We start from the raw sequence: 24,350 nt of genomic DNA on the forward strand, positions 1-24,350 counted from the left end.
GCGCGAGCAATACGGCGGCACGGCGAAAAACAGGCCGCCACCATACGGAGTCGCTACGGCCGTCATCACACCGTCATCACACGGGGCCGTTTCGACGACTTTACGGGTCGAGTCGACTCGAGTACTCGAGTCGGAGAAACGTAAAACCCCAGGTCAGCAGGGCTTCCTGGGGTTCGACTTCGGTGCCCCCGGCAGGATTCGAACCTGCGACCATCGGATTAGAAGCGCCGATGTTGTCAACCACGGTTCTGTCAAGCTAGGCCAATCCGGGATAGCCCATACCATTCTGTCCATGTTCGTCGAGCAGCCGATGTCATCGCGTGCCAGTTGAGGGTGATCTGGTTCGGAGCCAACCCTGGACCAACCCTGGACCACACCGTCTACCCGAAGCCGAATGTGTCACGGGTTTCGATCTTGAACCGCTCCGCCTTTGCTCCACGGACCACCGTTTGGGCAGCAGGTCACAACAGGCGTCTGACCTACTGCTCAAACGAGAAAGCATGGATTGACGTCGGAACGGTACACTCGAGGGCCCCTATCTGCTCCCCAGCTGCTTGGCGACAGCGGCTATCTCGGCCTCGAGCTCAGCCGTGGTCGCCGTCGTCGTAAAGCCAAGAGCGTGGTTGATGCGGATCATGTGGGCGTTATCGTGGGCCGTTTGAGTGAGAATGGCCGTGATCGCAGGGCGTTCGGCGCTCAACCAGCGCAGCATGGCGCCCTTGATGGCGAGACCAAGGCCATGACCTCGAAAGTCAACCGCGACGGCGGTATCCCCCTGGTAGGCCCAGTCGGGCTGGAGGGCGAACAGCTGGAGTTCGGTGATGCCGACTACCCGACCGCTCGATTCATGCACGGCCACGACGACGCGATTCTCGATATTCCGAGCCTCCAAGTCCGCTTCGTGCGCGCGGACCCGCTCGGGTGTCCATTTCGCGAACTCCATCGCCGAATCCCCGATCGGCGCGTCTAGAATGGCGGTACGGCCGCGCGCGTACTGCTCCAGTAGCTCTTCAGGGGCTCCACCAGTCCAGCGCTGGAGTCGGAATCCATCGGGTACAGGGCGTTGCCATAGACCCGGAGCGACTTCGGGGAGGGTGAGGATCTGGCGGACCCACGCGTGGGTCCGGGCGAAGGCCAATTTCCTTGCCCACAGGTCACCTGAGGCGTCGGCTTTGACGCCCTCCCCCACCACGACGGTCCGGCCGTGGTCACGTAGGGCCGGGAGTATCGCGCGCAGCATCGCGGTGCCAATACCCTGACGCCGCCGTGTCGGCGTCACGATGACCCGCACAGTAGCAAGATGGCGATTTTCGAGTTCCGGGTAGACCGCGTAGGCACTGCCGATGATGTGGCCGTCCTCCCGCGCTACCCAACGGTCTCTTGGTTTCGACGCCGACTCATGTCGGCGCATCTGCGTGACGTACGCCTCGAGCGTCGGCAGGGATTGCTCGGGATAGTCCAGCCCCATGACGGCCTTCATCACCTCATAATGCTCGGCGAAATCAGCCTCAGAAGCAGACAACGGATCAAACAGACTGACTTCCATCGACATGATGATCTTCCTTTCCTAAAGAGGTTTCGAGCGACGCCAAGGTGACTACCGCGATCATGATGAGGGCGAAGCTGAACAATCCAATGAAAATCATGATAGCGAGATGAAAGGCTATAGCGACCACCAGCGCGTAGCGCCGATAGACGGTGGCGCAGAACATCGAAACACTGATGCCTAATTCGATGATCATCACCGACCAGGTGAGCACCTGCCCCACATAGCCGTGCTTCAAGATCCAGACAATCGGAGAACGAACGAGATCTGGTGCGCCGTACTGAGGGTCTTGCATGATGATGCGCAACGCCCGCCCATTGCGCCACGCTGGATGCCGTGCTTTCGATAACGCGGCGTCCAGGTAAATAATGGCAACTTGCGCTCGAAGCACCAAGTGCGCGGCGTATGAGCTACCACGCCAGGTCGGCGCAAGTGGCTGGTCTGTGCGCCTCCAGTGGTTCGACCTGGAATCACCCATAGACTGCGGGATGATAAGGCCGCAAGCTATCACGGCGATAGCGGAGCCGCCATCAGTGGTCGCCAGGCGCGCAATCACGCTGAAGGCGATATACCAGTGAGGTATGCATAGCCACCGAGGCCTCAGCCCCAGGACCACCGCGGTGAGGATTGCCACCGCGACTACCCTGGCCACGAGGTTCGCGCTCGGCTGCCCGCCACCTACACACCACAGGGAGATCCGGTCAACTCCCCCGCAGGGCCCAGGATCCCCAGGATGCGGCACGGCGAAAAGCAGGTCACGATCCGGCGCGAACAGAATGAAACTGAGCTGAGCCATTGCAAGCAGCGAGCGGGCGACCGCAAGCGATTCACCTCGCGGGTCAAAGAAGGCGGCAGATTCAAGAAACCGCTTCATGGCGAGCATATCAGATTGATCATCGCAACCTCCGAGGGACGCCTCGCCCCCGAATTCGTCTCCGGCCAGGTCAGCACAAACGCCACTAGCCCACACAAAGATGCCGGCTTTGTCTGGTTGACCAGCGACAGCGGCGCGGTAGACGAAAAACAACGAGCCGTTTCCGGATCGGCACAAAGATACCACGATCCGGCTGGGATAATACTTTTGACATAATTAGCTTCGGCTGCGCGCGTCTGGGAACTGTCCGCCAGACCCCAAAGGTTGCGCGACGACATCTGTCGGGGAATTAACGGCGATGGTTCCTTCATGTCCGATCCGATCCCGAACACAGACAGGGTGGCGGAATCGGCATAGTTGTCAAAGAATGACCAACCTTGTGGCCAGATTGCCCGATACGCCTGGCCAGTGCTACCTGTCCATGAAGGCTGAAGCTTAGTGACCAACTGAAGCCCCAGAGTTGAAGCAAGGGCAGTCACGAGGATAGCGAAGGTCACAGCAAACCCGAACGAACTGGCGGACTTTGAAGGCTCGCCAGCCGTTGGCGATGCTGCCATGTCCGAAATCAACCCCAGCTGATGGGACTCGCATCCATGCCATCTGGATGGACAACGAGCGCCTGCGGACCTGTCCCCATCGCAGCGACTGCTGACAGCGCGACAACTGTAGCGATCACCGCAAAAATGATCTTGCGTCTCAAAACTCAATCCCTCTCGCGCGGTCGTTCGACTACCATTGGTGCCCACTTCGGTGGACACAGTGAGCTTGGGGGGCGGCGCTACCTTACGGCTACCGAGTTGCTACTCGTCTCGCGTGGCCGCGAACACTGTAACGGACGCCGGGCCGGACACAAGGATTGGATCATCGGTTGTGACAGGGGACGACCACGACGCAGGGCAGCACGGCTTGCGTCCCCACGGACCAGTTAGCCTCGCGATACGGGTACTCGGCCCATTGCTAGTCGAAATCGACGGCCAACCCGCCGCGGTCGGCGGGGGCCGGTCCGCAAGAGCGCTGGCGTTGTTGACCATCAACGCGAACAGGGTTGTACCGGTAGAGCAAGTGGTCGACGTGCTGTGGGAAGTTCCGCCCGAGTCGGCGCGTCAGCAGGTGCACAATGTCGTCGCAGGCCTCCGAAGGACGTTGAGGCCAGCGGCTGGAACAGCAGACATCTTGACGGTCGATGCCGGCTACAAACTGAGCCTACCGAAGGATACTGTTGACGTTCTCCAGTTCGAGGCACTGCTGCTTGCCGCCGAGAGTGCGGTCGCATCAGGGGACCCCACTGGAGCATGTCAGCATCTCTGGCAAGCGCTCGCTTTCTGGCGCGGGCAAGCGCTGAGCGGGTTCGACGCTCCGAGTCTCCTAAGTACAGCCACCCTGCTGGCTGAGAAACGAGCAAGCGCTGTCGAGCAGCTGTCGACGATCAGTATTGAACTGGACGAAGCTGCTTCGGTCGTCGGAGTTTTGACCGAGTTGGTAGCCGAATTCCCTCTCCGGGAGTCACTTCGGGCCATCCTTGTGCGAGCGTTGTACCGCAGCGGTAGGCAAGCGGACGCACTCGCCGTCTACGAAGATGGCCGGCGCCGGTTGGCAGACGAGCTCGGATTGGACCCTGGGCCTCAGTTGCGGGAGGCGCATAGGCAGGTCCTTGCGAGCGGCAGTGTGGCAGATCCGTCAGCTGGTTCCACATCGCTGCCCGTGAAAGCCGAAGCCGCCAGGACGCCCGAGCCACTGGGAGGAAATTTCCTTCCGCGAGACCTTGCGGAGTTCACCGGGCGTGAGGCGGAGATCCATCACCTAATTGCCAAGGCCGCCAACTCGGATACCGCGGCGCTCGTGATCTCAGCCATCGATGGTATGGGCGGCGTTGGCAAGACGACGCTGGCGGTCCATCTCGCGCATCGGCTGGCTGATCAGTATCCGGACGGCCAGTTCTTCGTGGACTTGCAAGGTTTCACCGTCGGAAGTGAACCGCTGTCTCCGATGCACGCCCTAAACACGCTACTCCGGTGCAGCGGCGTTCCTCCCGAGGCAATCCCTCAGGATCTCGCGGCGCGTAGCGCTATATGGCGCAGCGCCTTAACAGGGCGGCGAGTGCTTGTATTGTTGGACAACGCCTCTGATGTGACGCAGGTGCGCCCCCTGCTCCCTGCCGAACCCGGCACTCTTGTGCTGATAGCCAGTCGACGTCGAATGACGGCTTTGGAGGGTGCGGTACCGCTTTCTCTCGATGTGATGCCTGAAAGCGATGCTTATGATCTCTTCAGCCACATCGCTGGTGCTGATCGTGCTGCTGCTGAGCCGGAAGAAGTCAAGCTCGTTCTGGACCTGTGCGGGAGGTTGCCACTAGCCATCCAGATTGCCGCTGCACGGCTACGCGATCGCCCGAGCTGGTCTGTGGCAGATCTGGTTGGCCAACTGCAACGACGAGATGGCCGGGCCAGGACGCTCGTTGCCGGCGACCGAAACGTGATGGCCATTATCGGTTGGTCGTACCAGCACCTTTCCGAGTCGCAGAAGGTTCTCTTCCGTCGACTGAGCGCACATCCCGGATACGACTTCGACGCGTACACCGCCGCGGCCCTCTCGGGGCTTTCGTTGGAACAGGCCGAGGATGGTCTAGAAGACCTCATCGATGTCAATCTCCTGCAACAACGGCGCTCCGGACGCTACAGCTTCCACGACCTAGTCCGAGACTGCGCGCAAGACTTGCACACCCGCGATGATGGGGATGACGAGCGGCAGTCCACGCTTCGCAGGCTCCTTGACTACTACCTCGTATCGACTGACGATTGGTGCCGGACCGTGGGAGCCGGGAATCCATATAACACGTTCGAACCTCACGAGGAGCCAAACCACCCACGAAGGGCCCCGAACCGCGATGCGGCACTTTCGCTGCTCGAGGACGAGTACCGCAACATCGCAGCTACCGTCAGAGATGCCGCAGTACGTGGGTTCGATTCTCATGTGTGGCAGCTTGTCTGCATAATGCAGCCCTACTTCTTTCGGCTCAACCAATGGAGTGAAGCGGAAGAGCTCTTCACAATGGCCTTGACTTCGGCGCGACATTTGAGCCTTGACAAAGCGGAATCGGCATGCCTCGTAGGCCTGGCCTCTATGAGGCGTGCTCGCGGTGCCGCCTCCGAGGCGCGTGAGCTCACATCCCGTGCGATCGAGATCAGCCGGGCAAGTGGAAACCTACTGGCGGAAGCGTACCAGCTGACAAACCTTGGCGGCATACTTTTGGACGAGAGTAACTTCAATGAAAGCCGAGCATGTTTCCTCAGCGCCCTGGATCTCGCGACCCAGGCCGGTGATCTTCACCTCCAAGCAAGCCTCACCAATAACCTCGGCGTAACGAGCCGCGGCCTTGGTCGATTCGCAGAGGCTCTCGATTACTTCAACCATGCATACGAGCTCAAGATCGATGACGACACCGTGCGCCGGCACATCGTCTGCAATATCGCCGAAATACTCAACCTCCAAGGTCAAACGAGTGCTGCTCACAGGCGGTACAGAGAGGCACTGGAACTTAGCGGTCTTATTAACTCGCCCCGGGGGAGAGCGGAGGCTCTGGTTGGACTGTCCGCCGTGTATCGGGCCTCAAACGACCAGGACCGGGCTCTCGAAGCTGGCCGCGAAGCAGTCGACCTGGCTCGCTCAGTCGGCTGGCTTCAGCTTGAGAGTGAGGCGCTAAACGTCATCGGTGACACACACCTCAGCCTCGGCGACGTAGAATCGGCTGAACGTTCGTTTGTCCAGGTCGAGTCCATAGGTTTGTCTTTCGGATCCGAGCGATACGTGGCGCAGGCTCATGAGGGTATGGCACATGCAGCACTCGCCCGCCTCGAAATCGCCCAAGCCAAAGACCATTGGCGCGAAGCGCTGGCCATTCACCCTGGCGGAGTCATCGATGCTGCAGCTGCGCGGCGCCACCTAGAAGCAGAAGACCCGAGTTCCGAGCCTTGTTGGCGATGCAGGCTGGACCAGAATACTGGTCAAGAGTAAAAGGTGACGCTTCAGGTCATCCGTGCCGCAAGCTCCATTTCCATGTCTCGAATCGACAGCATTGCAGTTCGATGACACGGGTTTATCAGAAAACACCTCCACGGTTACTCGCCTCGACTTCACCTCCCATCAACGATACCGACAGATCCGTCGAAGTAGTCTTCGCATCCTCCGGTACGGCGCACGTCCCACGTCGCGCAGTGTAGAGAACCTCCAAATTCGTAGACGCTGCGGAAAGGGATCACTAGTACGTTGAATCCGAGCGCTTCGAGCAGCCTCTGCAGATTCTTCTCAGATTCCTCACAGATGACAGTCTCCGGTGCCACACTCAGTACGTTCATAGAAAGCCATCGAGAAGACTGACAGTATTTCGGCATCTGGTCGTTCGTGCTACTGGCCTCGGGGGCGTCGACGAATTGCCAACCATGATCCGAAAAGTACTCCGCCTCGTTCTCCTTAATGGGCCTATCCGGATTTGTCAGGACCAAGCCAGGACGCAGGGGTACGAACGTGCAATCTATATGCGACGGAAAGAGGTCCAAGGGAAAGTGAACAGCATGCACCCGAAAACCTCGCGGCTCGAGCTCGCGCCGAAGCCAGCGGATACCAGCCCGATTAGTCGTCATCGACTCCTGGACGAAAATGTCGCGACCCATTCTTGTGATGTCGGCCGCATCGAACACCACTTCGTCTTGCGTCACGCAGAACTCGAAATCGTGCATGCGGGCGTAACGCTCGTCCACATCCAGCTCCCAGAACTCCTTCCGATACATATGGTCGGCCATGGAGGGCTTGGGAGCCGCCGTCCAGATCATCTCGGAATCCCGGTCCCAGTATTCTCGGACGATAGAGCGGTACGGAAGATATTCGAAGAAACGCGCACGCCGGGACATCGTGGCCTCGATCACCTGGTTTCCAACGGTGATCAAAACGTCTCGCGGACACACGGAACAGTATTGACTGTCGACGGTGAATTCCGGAGAGGACAAGGACCGGTCGAATTCGATCGGGTCGGGGCGCCGCACGACCACACCCTGCGACTCCAGCAGTGCCGTCAAACCATCGAGCTCCTCATTCGCGCGCTTGATCACATCGGCCGGCTTCGGTCCCGTTGGAAAGACCTCGCCCGGTTGTGTAAGGCCGCGCAGAATAGGCCGATACCCGGGTTCGGCCGGGTCGTAGCATGCACCATCTGCTCGCCCTACCACGATTTCTTCCAGCGGATCCCATTCGTTCCAGGCATTCACTACGCTGGAGGACACGGCGGCGGCGGACTCGTCGATACTGGCCGAAGTGGGAAAAATCATTGCGGAACTCCTCATCGTAACGATGTTACTTTGCGGTAGTCGAAGAACCATCCGCCCGCCTCGATCCACTCGCTCAGAATGGCAGGTGGATCACGTACTGCACGTTCTGCACTTTATTCGCTGGTTGCCACTTACGGCGACTTGATCAGAGCCTTGGCCTCCGTAAGAAATCCGACGAGACTACCATCGTGAGGCAAGCCGGGATGGACAGCCCATGGGTCTGCGGGCCCAATCACCACGCGACGGATTGTCGGCTCCCTCACGACTTCCTCCGCGAGATCCGGAGCACCGATGACAGTCAAGGCGAGTGAGTTCCTCAACTGAGCCGCGCCAAGCGCCCGGTCCCAGGACGCGACGAGAGCGAACGGAAACGGGAGTTCGGTTCCGATAGCCGGATGATGCGGATCATCAGTCGCCAAGACGATAGGCCGCACCACCACAGATCCATCGTCCAGTTCGACAATGTCATCCGTAACGCCACCAATTCTGCGGAGACTGCTCGATGTCATCGCATTAACGACACGGATCAGAGCTTCAGCCTGGCCACGCTTGAAGGTGGGAAGTACACACCGGGTATCAGTCGCCGTGTACAGCGGAGCCTTATCGAACTCCATCGCAATCAGCGAAGCGATTTCAAACGGATCATCGATGGTCAAGACTGCAGACGTATTGGTGCAAAGAACTCCACCATCGTGGGCAATGGCACGACAGGTAAAATCAAGGGCTTGTTGGTCAATCGTTTGAGCCAGCAGCGTCTTACTTCGTCCCGGTCCGCGCAGAGCCACCGAGGGCGCAGCCGACCAGCGAGCCATACTGTCCGGACCGCCGTACGCAAGCGCAAGATCTGCGTGGCTGATCAGAAAATCCGCACTCGCGTAACTTCCTGGAAGGACTGAGAGCCGGCCGGCCGGAAGGCCCGCTTCGAAGAGGGCACTGGCCAGACGAAAAGGAGTGAACGGATCGCGTGACCCCGGACGTATGACCACGCTGTAGCCGAGGGCTAATGCATGCAGCCAAGCCAGATGCGGGCCTGGGTGGTTGCTCGGCGCCACAACACCGAACGTCCTGCCCCGCGGCATGTGCCTGACCTCGAAGTCACCCGACAGGGGAGCCGGCAACTCGGCGAGCACCGCCGACGGTACTTCCGCCACCCCGGTACCAAGCGTTTGAAGCGCTCGAGCGTAGGCCGAGTACGGTACCCCCGTAGCCAGTGCAGCAGCCTGACAGTAGTCACGGGGCGACAGACCGGCCACCGTCCCAACGGCGTACAACTCGGCAGCTCGGCCGAATAGCGCCGATTCCGGAGGCGTTCCCGCCTCCTCCGCGGCCCTCCGTAGGGCGACATTGACCAAAAGGGGCGGAGCGATGCCGACCAGAGCCAGAACGGACCCGTCGACCCCGGTCAGTTCCACGCGATCGGCGGATCGCCACGTGTCGCCGCAGACGATCGGCTGAAATTCATACGCGACCATCTCAGTACACGCCTTCGACGACTTGTTGCCCGTCCGTCAAAAGCGGCTGGACGTCGGCCACATCGTCCCCGAACCCGCCATCAGGCGTGCCGACCCTGATTGCGGAGTCCCGTTCAAGCACGTTGGGCAAGAACATATCCCTCGTCAACAAGTGGACCAGAACTCTGCCCCTTTCACCGACCGCCGAGCGCTCTCCAGTGTCGGGATTCACCACCTCGACCAATGCTTGGGGCTGCGGCGTGCGGAACACGCAAGGAAACCGGTCTCGCTCAGTCCTCGGAACCTGGGGCGCGATACCCATCATGCTGTTCCCATACAGGCCGACCACTGGAATATCTGGAAAGTATTCCTCCTCCAGCAGCTGACGTGTCATGGGGCTGATACTCGTGCCACTCCAAATGACGCCGCCGAGGCCCGATGCGAGGCGGTCGTACAGCGAAGCCCTGGCGCACAGCGCCTCCAACATCGGAGGAGTCGCGAAGATCACACCGATGCGCTGGCTGGTCACGATGAGGTCGGCCTGGTCAAGGACATGTTGGACGTACTCGTCAGCCAGAGCTCTGCGCCCGTCGGCGATCAGCCGCTTGACCCACCGGGGATCGAAATCCACGGTGAAGCATGTCCCGCCGCGGACTTCGGCCAGACGCCGCATCGATCTGCCGACGATGTGAGGCCCCGTGGGGCCGATGTGCAACCAATGTCCGCCCACGGGGACACCGTGGTCCGTGAGCACGGAATCCACCCAGCCGAGCGCGTCGAAGCGGGAGCTGTGCTCGACGATGCGTTTGGGCGCGCCCGACGTACCACCGGACTCATAGACCGAGAAGGGTTCGCCGACGATTCCTGCCGGGATCAGATCGTCCACCGCGATGTTCCTGAGCTCGTCACTCAAGTCGGGAAAGCGGCGCAGATCGTCGGGCTCGCGGATATCCGTCAGCGGGTCGAAGTCCCATCGGGTCGCCGCACGGAGCCAGAACGGCGACCCCGTATCGGCACCGAAATGCCACTGCAAGATATCGCGAAGGTGGGCTGTGGGATCGCCACCCGCGGCGACGGACGCGTCCATGCCATCGCTGCTCACAGCTCGACCAACTCCTCCGAAAGTGGTGAGAAACAACCCGCTACGCTTAGCACGTTCTTCATCATCTGTTGGCCGTGGTCGGTGAAATGCGATTCGGGATGGAACTGCACGCTCTCCACCGGCATCTCTCGATGGCGCAATCCCATGACCTCTCCCTCGGGAGACCAGGCCGTCACCTCCAACGCGTCAGGTAACGTGTCGGGATCGACGACAAGCGAGTGGTAGCGCGTGACGGTGAGCCTCGACGGCAGTCCTTCGAAGACTCCGCGTCCGTCGTGTTCGATGACAGAGCACTTCCCGTGCATGGGCACTGCGGCGTGACGTACCTTGGCGCCGAAGGCCTGGCCTATGGTCTGGTGGCCTAGACAGACCCCAAATATCGGGATCAGGCCGGACAGGTCATGGACCGCGTTGAGCGACGCCCCTGCGGTATCCGGGTTTCCAGGCCCCGGCGAAATCAGCAGCAGAGCCGGCTTCAGACGCTCCAACTCCCGAGTTGTTACGGCGTCGTTCCGGAAGACAAGGCACTCGACGCCAAGAGCTCGGACGTACTGGACCAGGTTGTAGACGAACGAGTCATAGTTGTCGATGACGCATATCACCGAAGTTTGCCTCCAAGGTCGAGCCGGACCGCACGGGCCGGTGCGGCCAGCTTGGCGAAACACTCGTCTCGCTCATGCTTCGCGTCGGAGTCGTAGACGATGCCCCCGCCCGCCTGGATCCTTATACGCCCGCCGGTCAACACAACGCTCCGTATCACGAGAACGAGATCGACGCCCTCCGGGCCAAAGCTGCCGACTGCTCCGGAGTAGAGGCCACGTCCTCGTGGTTCGAGCTCGTCGATGACCTCGATGGCACGCAGTTTCGGGGCCCCTGTCATCGTCCCCGCCGGAAACGTCGCCTGGATCAGGTCCGCGACTGTGCGGTCGGCGGCCAGCCGACCGGTGACCTCCGAGGTCAGATGCATGACGTGGGAGAACCGCTCCACCCCGAGCAGCCGAGGCACGGTCACCGTGCCCGGGTCACATACGCGGCCCAGATCATTGCGGGCCAGATCGACCAACATCCGATGCTCGGCGAGTTCCTTGTGCGAACCGAGAAGATCCCGTTCAGCGCGCAGATCGTCTTGTCGCCGCGCCCCACGAGGCCGGGTGCCAGCAAGGGGCCGGACCAGTGCAAGACCGTCGGCGAGTTCCACGCATGGCTCGGGTGAGCAGCCCGCCACCTCGAATGCTCCGGCGCTGTACCAGAACTGATACGGCGACGGGTTGAATCGGCTCAGCTCCCGATACACGGCCAGACCGTCCGCGTCCGATTCCGCGGTGACCCCGACGGACAAGACCACTTGGAAGACGTCCCCGTCGACGATGTGCTGCTTTGCGGCAGTGACCGCGTCGGCGTAATCAGCAGCCCCGAAGGTGAACACACCGGGAGAAGTACTGGGCTCGGCGAAGACAGCCGGCCTGGATCCGACAATCGCCTCGACGACGTGATCGCACACTCGCGCGGCAGTCGGTGGGGTGGTACCACGCCCCACCACCCGCACACTCTCCGGTTCGAAGCTGACGATGGCTTCAGGAAGGAAGAAGTCGTAGACGGGCAGATCCTGATCCTTCTCCGGTCCGAGCCGTTCGAAGTCGCGGATCGCGTCGAACCCGAGTACGCCGAACCAGCGGCGCTCTTCAGGAAGCACAGCGTCCCGCAGCTGGAGGTCGTCCAGGAAGGCGATAGCTTGCTGCAGGATTGTCGGTGTGGCGATCCCGCCCGCGGAATCGGCGCGCACACCGGTACTGACGACAGCCAGCTCGCCCACGGCCAGTACGACACGCGCTACCGGGTCCCGTTCGGCCCTGAGCAGCATAGTTCTTCGTCCGCCGCGCAGCGCCGCCGCGACCGACACCGGGTCCAAGGCACCGGGCAGCACGATCTCATGGCGCCATACAGGCTCGCCGGAGACGGCTACCACCGCCTCGACAGACGCGAGCCGGTCTCCGATATCGGCGAGCGTGCTCACCGGGCCTCGTCGGTCTCGATGGCCACCACCCGGGCCGGCGCCGCCTCGACACCCGCGACCTTGATCGGCAGCGCGATCAGCTCGACGACGTCGCGACTCAACTCATGCATGTTCGTGAGGTATTCGAGAAGTGGAATGCCCGCAGAGAGCAGCATGTGGTGCACGGGTGACTGCCGGTCACCCGGAAGCTCGGTGAGGCAGTCGAAACCGACAAGCACCGCTTGGTTATCGACCGCCCACTTCGCAGCGGACGGCGTCAGATACGGTGGCACATCCCAGTAGTCACTGCGCCCCCAGGCCCTGCGAACGTAGTCAGTGCGGATCAGGAGCCGATCTCCGGGATGCCAAATGTCGGCGAGTACGGCATCGAGGTCCTCGCCGGTGACCGGTTCCAGATCCTTCTTGTATGAGAGGTCTGCGACGCACGCCCGCCCGACGAGAGTCTCCAGTGGAACCGCGTCGATTCCCTCAGCTCCCGGAAAGAAATGCAGGCGATACTCCATGTGGGTCGCGTTGTGCGGAAAGAGATGAAGAACGCTGAAGGTGCGCTGCGTCCCATTCGGATCGGACGTCGGGGTCATAGTGGACTCCGTCGCAAAAGCAGGGAACCAGTCTGCGGGATATGCAGGCATCCCGTCGTAGAATCCGTGTGTGAGATCGACGATACGTGTCATGTCGTTTGCACCCTTTGTCTAGTGAGATAAGCAGAGCCGGGCGACAGCCGCCACGAACTCGTCAACCACGGCCTGGGCCACCCCCGGCGGTACCGCGGTCGGCTGGAATGCGAGCTCCCCGTGGACGTCTGTCGCGCCGACGTCGAGCCTGAATGTCATTTCGAACTTCGGGCTGCGCTGCGTGATATACCGCGGACGGCCTTCGATGGAGCCGAGATCTAGAGTCGCGGCCTGATCCATGGTGAAGTAGAGCTGAGGAACATTTGACGGCCGGGGCTTGATTCCCCTGAGCAGCTCTCGCATGACAGCCGAAAACGGGATGTCGACGTCCGCCAAGGCAGTCTTGACCGCCGTCCCGACACTGCGGACGTAATTCGCCGTGGAGAGGTCGGGATCAGCGGCCGGCACCAGAACGGTGTTGACCAGACAGCCTGCGACATCCCCCGCACCCCACACATCACGCTCGGACACGGCGATGGCGACGTTGAAGTCGCGCAGACCCGTGACCCGCTGTACCGAATCTTGGAACGCGCTGAGGTAGATCGTGTGGATCGTGACGTCGAATTGGCGCGCGCGTGCGAGAAGTGCCTCGTTTTCCAAGCCGGTGAGATGGAAGAGAATGCACAGTCCCCGGTCTGGCTCCACCTCGGCGGAAACAGATCCGGGCCAGGCGAATCGGATCGGACCCGAGCCGCGAATCCGGTCGGCCCGAGCGCTGACTCGGGCAGCGAAGCCCGGATCCGCTTGGGCGGCTGCGGACAACGCCGCGAGATCGCATACCGTTCTCGGTTCGCTGGCCGGCTCGTACGTGTCATCGCGGTAGCACCGGCCGACCTCCGCAAGGAACCTCCGAAGCGACCAACCGTCAATGACAAGGTGGTGCCAGGAGAACACCACCGTGCCGGAATCGGGACCGCACCGAATGACCTCCGCACGCATCAGCGGCCCCGTCGACAGGTCGAACGCGCCGAACGCCTCGGCGATCCGAACGGCGTGCTCCGCCGATCCCGCGATCACTGCCCGTTCTGGGCACCCGACAGCAACCATGCGCTCACCCAACGACCAATGCGGGCCGCTGCTCTCCTCGACGATCCGTGCCCCGAACGCCAGATGTCTCGCAGCGGCCGTACGTATCGCGCCAACCAGCCGGAGGGTGTCGAGCCCTGTCGGAAAATCGAACGCGACCACCTCGACATAGCGGAGGTCATCTTGAGTCACTTGTTCGTGGAGCCACATCGCAAGCTGCGCCGGGGTAAGAGGACCGCGCATCGTGCCCGTTAACGGGCCTGCACTAGTCGCTTCCGTCGCGTCAGCCAGCAGCCGGGCCAGAGCATGCGCTGACGGTGCGCGCAGGATGTCCGCCGCACTGACTCTCTTACCGAGCCGTCTGCGGAGATCTGCCGCTGCCTGTATCGCGCCCAATGAGGTCCCGCCGACTTCGATGAACCCGCTATCGGGGGAACCGCCCGTACCCTGGGCGTACTCGAAGAAGCAGTCGAGGACCGCTTGAAGCAGCGGATCCGCTACCGGGTTCGGTTCTCTGTCACCCTTATCCACCGCCAACGCCGCCAGGGCCGCGTAGTCGGTCTTCCCGTTCCGGGTCTGAGGCACCGCGCCGATCCGGACGATCATCGAGGGCACGGCGTACGCGGGCAACAGCTTGCGGACGTTCAGAATGGTGTCGTCGGGGTCGACATCCGTCCCTGGTCGCGGCACCACATAGGCGACTAGGTCTCGATTGCCGTTGCGGCTCGCGACGACCACCTCATGAAACCGGCCCACCCGGTGCAGCGCCGCCTCGACCTCGCCCGGTTCCACACGGTGGCCGCGCACTTTGAGCTGGTTGTCGACACGGCTTTCGAACAACAGATTCCCGTCCGGCAGTCGGCGCACCAGATCTCCAGTACGGTACGCGGGCTCGCCGGTGCCTCCGGGCTCGGTGGTGAACCCACCCGCTTGGCCGTTCAGATAGCCGCGGGCGACATTGATCCCCGCGACCAAAAGCTCGCCCACCTCGTTGGTCGTCGGGGCTCCGGAGGAATCCACCAGATGGATACGGTTGCCGGCGACGGCCAGGCCGATGGGCGTGCGGCCGTTACGGTCGCCGCCAACGGCGGGCACCCGGTAAAGAGAGCTGGCTATGGTCGTCTCTGCGGGGCCGTAGCCGTTGAGGACGACCAGCTCGGGCCGCGCCGCCAAGATGTCCTGGCAAACGCCGAGCCGGACAGGTTCCCCACCAGTCAGCAAGCACCGAAAACCTTTACCAAGGTCCGTATTCACCAGGGCATCCCGGACCGAGGGCAACAGCCCAGGCATGATGAGCATGCTCGCGGCGCCCTGTGCGTCCAGGAAGCCCACGAGTTCTTCCGCGTCGAGCCTGGCGTGGTCCGGTACCACGACGACGGCTCCTCCACGCTGAAGCGGAGCCCACGCTTCCCAAATCGAGACGTCGAAACTGGGACTCGCCCACCAACTTCCGTTCGCGTATTTCGGACTCGGGGCGATTCGATCTATTTCCGCGATCACATTGAGTGCGCTCCGATGAGAGACCGCGATCCCTTTAGGAACGCCCGTGGAGCCCGATGTGTGTATAACGTAAGCGACGTCCCTGTTCAGAGCCGGAAACACGTCGCGGACACCCGCCCCGAACAAGGGTTCGACCTCGTCGGCGGTGATGGTCGGCAGGCCGAGCGATGCCCTGCCGGGAGCAGACACTGCGATCGACGCGGAGGAAGCTTGTAACAGACTCTGAATGAAAGCGTCGGGATGCGCGGGATCGACCGGGACGAACGCCGCCCCGCACATCATCGCAGCCATCGCGGCAGCGATGGCGGTGCGACCCGGCGCCACCGCGACGCCGACCCGGTCACGCGGGCCGACTCCTTCCGCCACGAAACGCGCTGCGAGCGCATACGCGCATCCGAGCAGTTCACCGTAGGTGGCCTCGCCATCTGGAGCCAGAACCGCCAACCGTTCCGGGTACAGTTCCGCTGTCGCCATCGCAGCAGCCCACAGGCTCACAGTGCCGTCATCCATCCTTCCCCCAGACTCAGGCCATGTCGCACAGCTGCGCGAGCGTCAGTGTCGGCGATTCGGCGGCCGCGCAAATGATGGTCTGGACCCGCCTGGCAACGACGGATGCGGCCCACCACACCTCGGAAGCCAGATCCGGGGCTGTATTGGCACAGACCGCCCAGGATGCCCGCGGCCCCAGAAAGACGGTCACCAAGGAATCCGCCGACGGAGCGTCCTGGCGGTCTGCCTCCTCGCTGAACGCGATCTGAAGCGGGGGCCGCGGCGACGCACGAGGTATTCGGGCTTCAAGGTCGCGCAGAAACGTCCCCCTCCGCTCGGCGGCCGCGCGCTGATCCGCCGTAAGGGCCACGAACTCGGCGAACGTCGCGTCACGTGGCACCGCCACACTGATCGGAACGGCGTCAGCGAACAGCATCCCCACGCCATCTGTCACAGAGCGCAGCGTGGGTGTGCTCCAGAGGACGCTGGCGCCCTCTTGCCCCCGCGGGGTGATCGCCGCCAGCCAGCCGCTGAGAGCGACATCGATCTCGGCAGAAGCCGCCCAGGTGTCCGACAGAACCCGCTTCGTACGCCGGTCCACGGAAATCGGCTGCCGCTCCTGTACGTCCGCAGCCGTAAGGTCCGGGATCCCAGGCAGCGCAACGGGCTGGAGGCCGTCCAGCACGTCGACCCATTCATCTTCGTGCCGGGCACTCCGTCTGGCCACGTCGGCCGCTTGCTCCAGGATCTGCGCGGGCAGGTAGGAGAGCGGGCTGGCGGCGATTCCGGCCCGCTCCAAGGATGCGACGATGGCCGATCGCGGTGGCACCGCGGTGCCATCCAACGTGGTCAACTCGTCGATCCGCACGCCGCGGTCGGTGGCGGCGACCACCACCGACCCGTTCCCGTCGACTTCGACAGTGCCTATCGCGCCTTTCGGTCGATCCACGACGGCGGCTCGGCGCAAGACGAAAACATGCTCGCCGACAACGATCTTCGGTACGCCCAGCCGATTCACGAACGGGCCGTGGTCGGCCGCGCGGCACGCGCGCTCGATCTGGGCGGCCTCAGAGTCCCACGAAACGATTCCGCCATGTGGCAGCGTGTCCTTGCGTGCGAAGTAGCTCCGCTGGGACAGATCCTGCTTTCGAGGTGTGATGTCGCCGGATTCCAAACCGGTCACCAGGCGAGCGAAACTGACGACACCGGCGCTGTGACATTTGAGGTTGAGGCTCAACGCCGTCTCGTCGCGGTCGAGACCGAACCACTGTTGGAGGAGGATGTCGCCGGTGTCGATGTCCGGATCGATGACATGCCACGAGACCGCGTAGTCCGCCTCACCGTGGTAGATCGCCCAGCAGGTCTGGTTGACGCCGGCATACCGTGGCAGGGGAGAGCTGTGGAAGTTGATCGCGGACACCCGCGGCACCTGGATCTGGCCGGGAGTCAGAATCACTCCATTGGCGATGCTGAACAGGAAATCCGGGCGTCCGCCCGAGGCGGCGGCTGCAGCGTCAAGATTCTCCCGCCAAGGGATCCGGTGCTCCCGTGCCCACTCTCGGATCTCCTGGTCGTCGGTGATCACCGCTCCGATGCGGTGGCCTCGCCGCAGTAGCGTCTGCCCACACTCAGCGACCAAGATGCCGCCCCCGATTAGCCAGCAGTCGAACGATTCCGGTTCGCTCACACTGAAGAGTCTACGGGAACTAGAGTATTTATAGAAGCCTCTTTTGGCGACAGTCGAGACAGTCTACAGTTGGTCCAATGTTGGAGAGTCATCACCATGGACCGGACGACGGTCGGGAGCAGACGGATCTGGCCGCGGCGAGGATCCGGTCAGTCGGCGTCGTCGGCGCCGGCACGATGGGCCGCGGCGTCTCCCAGATGTTCGCCGAAGCCGGCATCGACGTGGTCTGCGTCGATGTATCAGAACAGGCCTTGCGCGCAGCCCGCGCCGAGATCGACCGGAACCTCCGGCTGGCGCCGCTGACCCGGGGCTTCCGACCGGACCACGCGGCGGTGGCGGCCCGGATCGAGTTCACCTCTGACTACCAGGCTCTGTCACAGGTCGGATACGTCGTCGAGAACGTGACCGAGAACTGGACCGTCAAGGCCCAGGTCTACCCGCTACTCGACGCGATCTGCGGGGAAGAATGCGTGCTCGGGGTGAATACGTCGGCGATCCCGATCACGAGGGTGGCCGGTCTCACGGGCCGTGCCGACCGGGTGGTCGGCACGCACATCATGAACCCGGCACCGATGATGCCCACCGTGGAGGTGATCCGCGGCCACCTGACCTCCGCCGAATCCGTCACGTTGACCAGCTCGCTGTTCGCCCGGACGGGAAGACGGTCGGTGGTCGTCAACGACATGCCCGGGTTCGTTACCAACAGGGTCATGATGCTCACGGTCAACGAGGCCGCCTTCCTGATCCAGGACGGGGTCGCCACGCCTTCCGACGTCGATCGCCTGTTCCGGGAATGCTTCAACCACAAGATGGGCCCGCTGGCGACGGCGGACCTGATCGGCCTGGACACCGTGCTCTTTTCCCTTGAAGTCCTCTATGAAGACTTCAAGGACCCGAAATATCGGCCGTGCCCCTACCTGCGTCGTCTCGTCGACGCCGGTCTGCACGGACGCAAGACCGGCGCGGGCTTCTTCGACTACGAAACGATCTGACCACATCGGAAACGCGGGAGGAAACGATGGATGCGACCGTGGCGGAAGGCGAAACCCCACTGGACTCCGTGCGGACGTTCGTCGGCAGACACGTCGGCGAGGAGCCGGTCGCGGACGACGACGACATCTTCGCCACCGGCAGGGTCAACTCGCTTTTCGCCGTCCAGCTGGTGATGTGGGTGGAGCGGACCTATGACATCGCAGTCGGCCCGGAGGAGTTGAACGTCGGCAATTTCAACTCCATAAGCGCGGTCGCGGACTTCATCAGTCACAAGACCGCCGCGCGCAGCGATCAGACCAGTTGACTCAGCACGACACCCCTTTCCAGCAGAAAGAGACTCTCATGTTCGAGGACGAAGACGGTAGGACCTACAAGGTGGTCATCAACCACGAGGAGCAGTACTCCATCTGGCCGGCCGAGCGAGAATGTCCCGTGGGATGGCGCGAGTGCGGGCCGACCGGCCCCAAAGCGGACTGCCTGGCCCACATCGAAGAGGTCTGGACGGACATGCGCCCGCTGAGCCTGCGGAAGTTCATGGAAGCGGCCGCCGACAGCCAGGCGTGACGATGGGCCGGCAACGGGCGATGCCCGTTGCCGGCCCACTCGGGGACAGTCATCTCATCCGACTCACCAGATCCGAGACCTCACTGAGCGATCCTGCCTCAAGCAGATCTGCGAGCGTGACCTCTATCCCGAGCAGCGAGCGGATTTTGAGCTGCATCCGGACCACCGACCCCACGCCGATCCCGTCCAGCGGATCGTCGAGGCCGGTCCCGGGACGGCCTGCCTCTTGTGCGCAAAAACTCACCAGAAGCTGCTCGACGCCAGTTCGCGCAGGTCGATAGGCAACGCTGCGACGGGGCCTCGCAGACGACAACTCCAGCCGGTTGACCTTGCCGTTCGCCGTCAGTGGGAAGGCGTCGAGCCAGATGAATTCCGCAGGCATCATGTAATCCGGCAGATGCGACGCCAGTCGAGCCCGCCACGTCCTCGCGTCCAACCGGGACTCTTCAGGCACCGCGGCGAACGCAGTCAGCCGTGCTCGATCCCCCTGCTCCGCCACGACCACGGTTTCGAATCCAACAAGGGCGCTGAGTACCGTTTCCACTTCCTCCAACTCGACACGGAAACCACGAATCTTCACTTGCCGGTCCATCCGGCCTATGAACTCGAGCATGCCGTCGTCGCGCCATCGAACCCGATCGCCGGTCCTGTACATCCTCGATCCCGGCGGACCGTAGGGATTGGGTACGAAGCGTTCCGCCGTCTGCGCGGGGCGACACAGGTAGCCCCGAGCCAGACCGGCACCGGCGGCGTACAGCTGGCCTGAGACGCCCGCCGGGCTGGGAAGCAGACCGGCATCCAGCACGTGGAGTTCGGAGTGGGGCATCGGCCGCCCTATCACTTCGGCTTCACGAGTCTTGGTGGCGTCCGCCCAACACACGTCCCAGGTCTCAGACAGTCCGTAGACGTTCGCTACCCGCATGGTCGGAAGAGCGCGCGCCGCACGATCGAGAACAGCCTGGGGCAACGGTTCACCACTGCACAGACACCATTGCACGGCACTGAGCGCTTTCAGCGCCGACGCCGGGAGTTCCAGGATCGCAGACAACAGCGACGGCACGATCACCAGCCGCCTGACGCCGTGTTCACCCGCCAGCTCGATCAACCGCCACGCGTCCCGCGACTCAGCGTCTGTCGGAATGACGATCGTCCCGCCGCTCGACAACGGTGTGAACGTCTCCCAATTGGAATCCATGAATGACGGCGCCGTGGTCAACAGGTACTTTTCGCCCAGAACAGTCGGTTCATAGGAATCGCACAAGATCCTGGAGACAAGGCTCTTGTGCCGAACCATCACGCCTTTGGGACGGCCGGTCGAACCGCTCGTATAGACGATGTAGGCGAGATCCTCGGGTGAGGACCTCACGTCGAGATCGGTCTGTGGTTCGGCGCCGGCGGCCTCCAGCAGGTCCTCGAGAATCAGCAGCCGTGCGCAATGCCGGCCGGGTACCCGTTCGACCATCTGCCGTGTGGCGATGACCGCGCGGGGCCGACAGTCGTCGAGGATGAGCGCGAGCCGCTCCGGCGGCAGTTCGGAGACCAACGGCAGGTATGCGGCGCCGACCTTCAGCACGGCGAGGGTCGCCGTGAGCAAGGCCGCGGAACGTTCGAAACACAACGCCACGACGGAGCCGCTTCCGATGCCTTGATGCGCGAGCGCGCACGCCAGACGATCGGCGCGGGCATTCAGCTCTTGATAACTCAGTACCGCGCCATCGAAGATCACGGCGGGGGAGTCTGGGGTTCTGCCGGCTTGGGCCTCGAACAGCTGATGCAGCAACATTCCATACTCCGCGGCGGGCACGGGAGGCTTTGCGAACGTCGCACTGCCAGCGAGGTCCGACGCGGATGCCAGTTCCGCCGCCCCGAGGTTCGTCTGGGGGTCGCCGGCGAAGGTGTCAAGCGCCATGACCAGAGCTTCGGCCATGCCGTGGAACGCCTTCTCCGAAACCACATCACGGCGCGCAGACAGGATGGCTTGAGGCTCATCAGCGATCGTAAAGGTGAATTCCACCGCAGCATGTTGTGAAGGCGGCGCAGTCAACTCCCCATGGACCGAGGCCGCCGGGCCGGCGGCTTGAATCGCGGGCCGGAGCACGACCGACGCCGCGTCAAGCGGTGGGAACGGGTGCACTGCCCCCGGCACCACGTCAGCCAGTGTGTCCACTTGAGACCGGAACTCAGTAGTGGGGCGATAGTCCAACTCCGTCACCGAGAAGTGCGCTCCGCGGCAAACGGCTACCCCCATCCGTCGCCGGTCGAGCCACCGGGCCGCGACGGTGTGCACGGCTACGGCTACGGAAAGCTCGGTATCCGGCGCACCGCCGGAAACCGTCGTTGCGAGCCTTTCAAGGCTCTGCCTGCCGACCCGGATCGGGCTGGACCAGGTCGGCCCGACGAGGGCGGGCCGGGGACGATCGGCGGGAAATTCCGCCTCGGCCGGTATGAGCCCGGTACGAGATACCGCGGGTTCCTGAAGCAGGATACCCAACAGGTCGCGCGAGTTCCGCGGCCGCACGATCGTCTCGGCCAGACGGGCGGCCAAGGCGTCGAACCAGCGATGGTCGCCGACGGCCGGGCTGCCGACCAGGACCAGCCTGCCAGATCCCGACCGGTCGCGGTCGAACCGGATGCGGAACAGCGGTCCCGACAGCGAGAACGGACGGCTGACGAACTCCTCGAAAGTCTCGACCTCATCGCTGGAGCCTCCCCCGATTAGTACCGGGACCGGAGCTGCCGCACCGACGAGAGCCAGAAGTTCACCAGTCGCGTCTAGGACGAACGCCGAACGAAGTGCGGCGTTTTCAGTCGCCAGCATCCTGACGGCCGTATACACGGCGTCGGAACCGACCGGACCGCGGAAACGCAGAACGCGGACCACAGGCTGTACCGAACCGGGGAAAGCGCGCTCCTGCTCCCAGATCCGCCGTTGGAGAGGCGACGGTTCGCAGACGAACGGCCGGTCAGACGGGTCAGGGACGGGGCCGTTCATCACCGGACGGGACGTTCGTCGGGGGACGAAAGCGCCATCGACAACGTGATGTCGTCCGCCACGGCCGCGATCACCATCGTCCGGTTGTCGCGAACCACGTGATGTCCGCCGGCCATTATTCGGGTGCTGAATCGACTGGCCGTGTGCACCTTCCACGCCTGCAGCGCCTCTGGCGAGGCCCATATGTCGTCTTGACCCGCGATCGCGGTGATGGGGACGGTGTGCGGTTCGTCGCCGCGCCACAGGTAGGTGTCTACAGCGAGCAGGTCTGCCCTGATAGCTGGGAGCATCAGGTTGAGATACTCACGGCTTTCCAGGAACTCCTCCCCCACGCCGCCCGCCCCATGAAGATGCTCGACCAGTTCCTCGTCTGTCATCTTCGCCGAACGCGGATCGCCGGTGGACAGTTGGGGCGCGCTGTGTGAGCACGCAAAGATGTGGATGGGGTGGTGAATTCCTTCTGCACGGAGCCGGTTTGCCGTCTCGTACGCAACGATCGCACCCATGCTGTGCCCGAACAGGGCGTACGGCAGATCCAGATAGGGACGGATGATCTCCACCGCGTGGTCGACTAGTTCGGCAACCGAGCTCAGCGGCGTCTCGCTGAACCGACTCTCACGCCCCGGCCACTGCAGCGCGGCGACTTGTACGCCTTCGGGGAACGCATCATGCCAGCCGCGATACATCGAGGCGCCCATGCCCGCGGAAGGGAAGCAAAACAGTCTCGCCCTCGCGGTCGTACGCGGCTTCATGACTAGACGGTTGCGCATACCCATCCTCCCCAAACCGGCGTCTTCCTCATCCGGGAAGACTCCGCCAGACGCTTGAAGTATCTACTCGCCAAGATACTACACAGAAGCGCTATGCCGTCAGGCGTTCGATGCGTCAGGGGTGATACCTCAACACCACACGGACACCACCTCCAGCGCCTGCCGCGGGTTGAGCCGCGGATCGCACAGGGTCGTGTACCGGTTCTTCAGCGCGGCCGGGTCCGGCACGTCCGCACCCACACATTCCGTGACCTGGTCGGCGGAGACCTCCAGATGCAAACCGGAGGCAGGGACGCCGCAGCCGTTCAGCACCCGCCTGAACTGTCGGACCTCCGCGGCGATGTGACTGAGGAATCTGGTCTTGACGCCGTCGGACGTGACGACGGTGTTGCCGTGCATGGGATCACAAAGCCATACCGGCCGATGGCCGGCAGCCGCCACGGCTCGAACGACGGCGCGGAGCCGGTTCTCCGCGTGCCGCCAACCCATCCGGGTGATCAGGACCAATCGGCCGGCGATCCGGAAGGGATCCAGGGCGTCACACGTCCGCACGAGTTCCTCCGGGTCGGCAGAAGGACCCACCTTGCAGCCGACCGGGTTCTGCACCGGGGCCAGCAGGCGGACATGCGGGCCGTCGGCCCGGCGGGTGCGTTCGCCAATCCATGGCAGGTGAGTCGAGCTCAGATATCCACCGCCGGCCTCGCCACCTCGCATCAATGCCTTTTCATAATCGAGCACCAGCGCTTCGTGGCTGCTCCAGGGCCCGGCACCGTCGTTCTCGCGGGCGTTGTCCAGTAGCCGGTGAATCTGCGCGGCGTGACCGTGGCCTATGACCATGCGCGCGGGATCGTGTTGGCGACCATCGGTCGTCGGGATCTCGGAGTTGATCAGGTGTCCGCGGAAGGCGGGCAGGTCACGACCGCCATGGTGCTCGTGTTCGTGGGACCGCGGCTTGGCGAACTGACCCCCGATCCGGCCGATCTGCAGCACACGCCGGCCGTCTCGCTCGGAAAGCTCCGTGGCCAGCGAGCGCAGCAGGTGAAGCTTTTGGGCGATGTGTGAAGGCGTCCCCTCAGCGAAACTCTCGGCACAGTCCCCCGCCTGCAGGACCAGTGACTCGCCTTCGGCCGCCGCCGCCAGTCCTTCGCGGAGTTGCCGGAGCTCCGCCGCCGACACCAGAGGCGCGGCCCGGGACAGTTCCCCCAGCGCCCAGGCCCGATCCGGGTGATCGTCCCAGTCCGGCTGCTGCCATTCCCGGCGGCTTTGTTCATCGAAGTCCTGCGGCGCAGATCGGGCGCTGCCGCGCTCGCCGGCCTCGGATCGCACTGTCACCATGATCGTCCGTTCTGC

The 24,350-nt window shown here is 63.1% G+C and carries 18 protein-coding genes; 4 read left to right on the forward strand and 14 right to left on the reverse strand.

What is annotated here, in order from left to right; translation table 11 throughout:
• Nucleotides 1–535: 535 nt before the first annotated feature.
• Genes ABH920_RS15095 through ABH920_RS15105 form a run of 3 tightly spaced genes read right to left on the reverse strand, consistent with a single transcriptional unit; the run spans nucleotide 536 to nucleotide 2,977 of the window.
• Nucleotides 536–1,552: a GNAT family N-acetyltransferase gene (locus tag ABH920_RS15095; RefSeq protein WP_370349592.1), complete on the reverse strand. Its 1,017-nt coding sequence runs from the start codon at nucleotides 1,550–1,552 to the stop codon at nucleotides 536–538.
• Nucleotides 1,527–2,429, reverse strand: coding sequence for a sporulation-delaying protein SdpB family protein (locus tag ABH920_RS15100; RefSeq protein ID WP_370349593.1), 903 nt, complete (start codon nucleotides 2,427–2,429; stop codon nucleotides 1,527–1,529). Before ABH920_RS15100 ends, ABH920_RS15095 begins: the two co-directional genes overlap by 26 nt.
• On the reverse strand, nucleotides 2,417–2,977 hold the full coding sequence (locus ABH920_RS15105) for a hypothetical protein (protein WP_370349594.1): 561 nt from the start codon (nucleotides 2,975–2,977) through the stop codon (nucleotides 2,417–2,419). Before ABH920_RS15105 ends, ABH920_RS15100 begins: the two co-directional genes overlap by 13 nt.
• Nucleotides 2,978–3,443: 466 nt before the next feature.
• On the opposite strand from ABH920_RS15105, the gene ABH920_RS15110 reads away from it, so the two are divergent.
• The gene (locus ABH920_RS15110; protein ID WP_370349595.1) at nucleotides 3,444–6,431 is read left to right on the forward strand and encodes a BTAD domain-containing putative transcriptional regulator; all 2,988 of its coding nucleotides are present in this window, start codon (nucleotides 3,444–3,446) and stop codon (nucleotides 6,429–6,431) included.
• 119 nt (nucleotides 6,432–6,550) lie between these two features.
• On the opposite strand, the gene ABH920_RS15115 is transcribed toward ABH920_RS15110, so the two are convergent.
• The 8 genes from ABH920_RS15115 to ABH920_RS15150 form a co-directional block, all read right to left on the reverse strand.
• Nucleotides 6,551–7,738 carry a glycine amidinotransferase gene (locus tag ABH920_RS15115; RefSeq protein WP_370349596.1) on the reverse strand — a complete coding sequence of 396 codons (1,188 nt, stop codon included), beginning with the start codon at nucleotides 7,736–7,738 and terminating at the stop codon, nucleotides 6,551–6,553.
• A 131-nt stretch (nucleotides 7,739–7,869) separates the two neighbouring features.
• A complete protein-coding gene (locus tag ABH920_RS15120; RefSeq protein WP_370349597.1) occupies nucleotides 7,870–8,889 on the reverse strand; it encodes an aldehyde dehydrogenase family protein in 1,020 nt (339 codons plus the stop codon).
• A gap of 322 nt (nucleotides 8,890–9,211) precedes the next feature.
• Nucleotides 9,212–10,291, reverse strand: a complete 1,080-nt coding sequence (locus ABH920_RS15125) for a phenazine biosynthesis protein (RefSeq protein ID WP_370349598.1) — start codon at nucleotides 10,289–10,291, stop codon at nucleotides 9,212–9,214.
• The gene (locus ABH920_RS15130; RefSeq protein WP_370349599.1) at nucleotides 10,288–10,893 is read right to left on the reverse strand and encodes an aminodeoxychorismate/anthranilate synthase component II; all 606 of its coding nucleotides are present in this window, start codon (nucleotides 10,891–10,893) and stop codon (nucleotides 10,288–10,290) included. The genes ABH920_RS15125 and ABH920_RS15130 overlap by 4 nt, the downstream gene beginning before the upstream one ends.
• Entirely contained in the window at nucleotides 10,890–12,305 is a 1,416-nt protein-coding gene (locus ABH920_RS15135; RefSeq protein WP_370349600.1) for an anthranilate synthase component I family protein, read from the reverse strand. The genes ABH920_RS15130 and ABH920_RS15135 overlap by 4 nt, the downstream gene beginning before the upstream one ends.
• Nucleotides 12,302–12,979, reverse strand: a complete 678-nt coding sequence (locus tag ABH920_RS15140) for a cyclase family protein (RefSeq protein ID WP_370349601.1) — start codon at nucleotides 12,977–12,979, stop codon at nucleotides 12,302–12,304. The genes ABH920_RS15135 and ABH920_RS15140 overlap by 4 nt, the downstream gene beginning before the upstream one ends.
• Before the next feature lie 18 nt (nucleotides 12,980–12,997).
• A complete protein-coding gene (locus tag ABH920_RS15145; protein WP_370349602.1) occupies nucleotides 12,998–16,015 on the reverse strand; it encodes an AMP-binding protein in 3,018 nt (1,005 codons plus the stop codon).
• A gap of 13 nt (nucleotides 16,016–16,028) precedes the next feature.
• Nucleotides 16,029–17,681, reverse strand: coding sequence for a formyltransferase family protein (locus ABH920_RS15150; RefSeq protein WP_370349603.1), 1,653 nt, complete (start codon nucleotides 17,679–17,681; stop codon nucleotides 16,029–16,031).
• 143 nt (nucleotides 17,682–17,824) lie between these two features.
• Here ABH920_RS15150 and ABH920_RS15155 point away from each other — a divergent pair, with 143 nt between their 5' ends.
• The 3 genes from ABH920_RS15155 to ABH920_RS15165 are packed head-to-tail and all read left to right on the forward strand — an operon-like array spanning nucleotide 17,825 to nucleotide 19,238.
• A complete protein-coding gene (locus ABH920_RS15155) occupies nucleotides 17,825–18,673 on the forward strand; it encodes a 3-hydroxyacyl-CoA dehydrogenase family protein (RefSeq protein ID WP_370349883.1) in 849 nt (282 codons plus the stop codon).
• Between the two features lie 26 nt (nucleotides 18,674–18,699).
• Nucleotides 18,700–18,978 (forward strand): phosphopantetheine-binding protein, encoded by a 279-nt coding sequence (locus ABH920_RS15160; RefSeq protein WP_370349604.1) that lies wholly within the window; start codon nucleotides 18,700–18,702, stop codon nucleotides 18,976–18,978.
• 38 nt (nucleotides 18,979–19,016) lie between these two features.
• A complete protein-coding gene (locus tag ABH920_RS15165) occupies nucleotides 19,017–19,238 on the forward strand; it encodes an MbtH family protein (protein ID WP_370349605.1) in 222 nt (73 codons plus the stop codon).
• A gap of 49 nt (nucleotides 19,239–19,287) precedes the next feature.
• On the opposite strand, the gene ABH920_RS15170 is transcribed toward ABH920_RS15165, so the two are convergent.
• From ABH920_RS15170 to ABH920_RS15180, 3 genes are all read right to left on the reverse strand, one after another.
• Complete coding sequence (locus ABH920_RS15170) at nucleotides 19,288–22,230, reverse strand: amino acid adenylation domain-containing protein (protein WP_370349606.1); 2,943 nt, start codon at nucleotides 22,228–22,230, stop codon at nucleotides 19,288–19,290.
• Nucleotides 22,230–23,006 (reverse strand): thioesterase II family protein, encoded by a 777-nt coding sequence (locus ABH920_RS15175; RefSeq protein WP_370349607.1) that lies wholly within the window; start codon nucleotides 23,004–23,006, stop codon nucleotides 22,230–22,232. The genes ABH920_RS15170 and ABH920_RS15175 overlap by 1 nt, the downstream gene beginning before the upstream one ends.
• Nucleotides 23,007–23,129: 123 nt before the next feature.
• Entirely contained in the window at nucleotides 23,130–24,326 is a 1,197-nt protein-coding gene (locus ABH920_RS15180) for a 3-deoxy-7-phosphoheptulonate synthase (RefSeq protein ID WP_370349608.1), read from the reverse strand.
• Nucleotides 24,327–24,350 lie beyond the last annotated feature (24 nt).

The organism is Catenulispora sp. EB89 (assembly GCF_041261445.1).
Classification (GTDB): domain Bacteria; phylum Actinomycetota; class Actinomycetes; order Streptomycetales; family Catenulisporaceae; genus Catenulispora.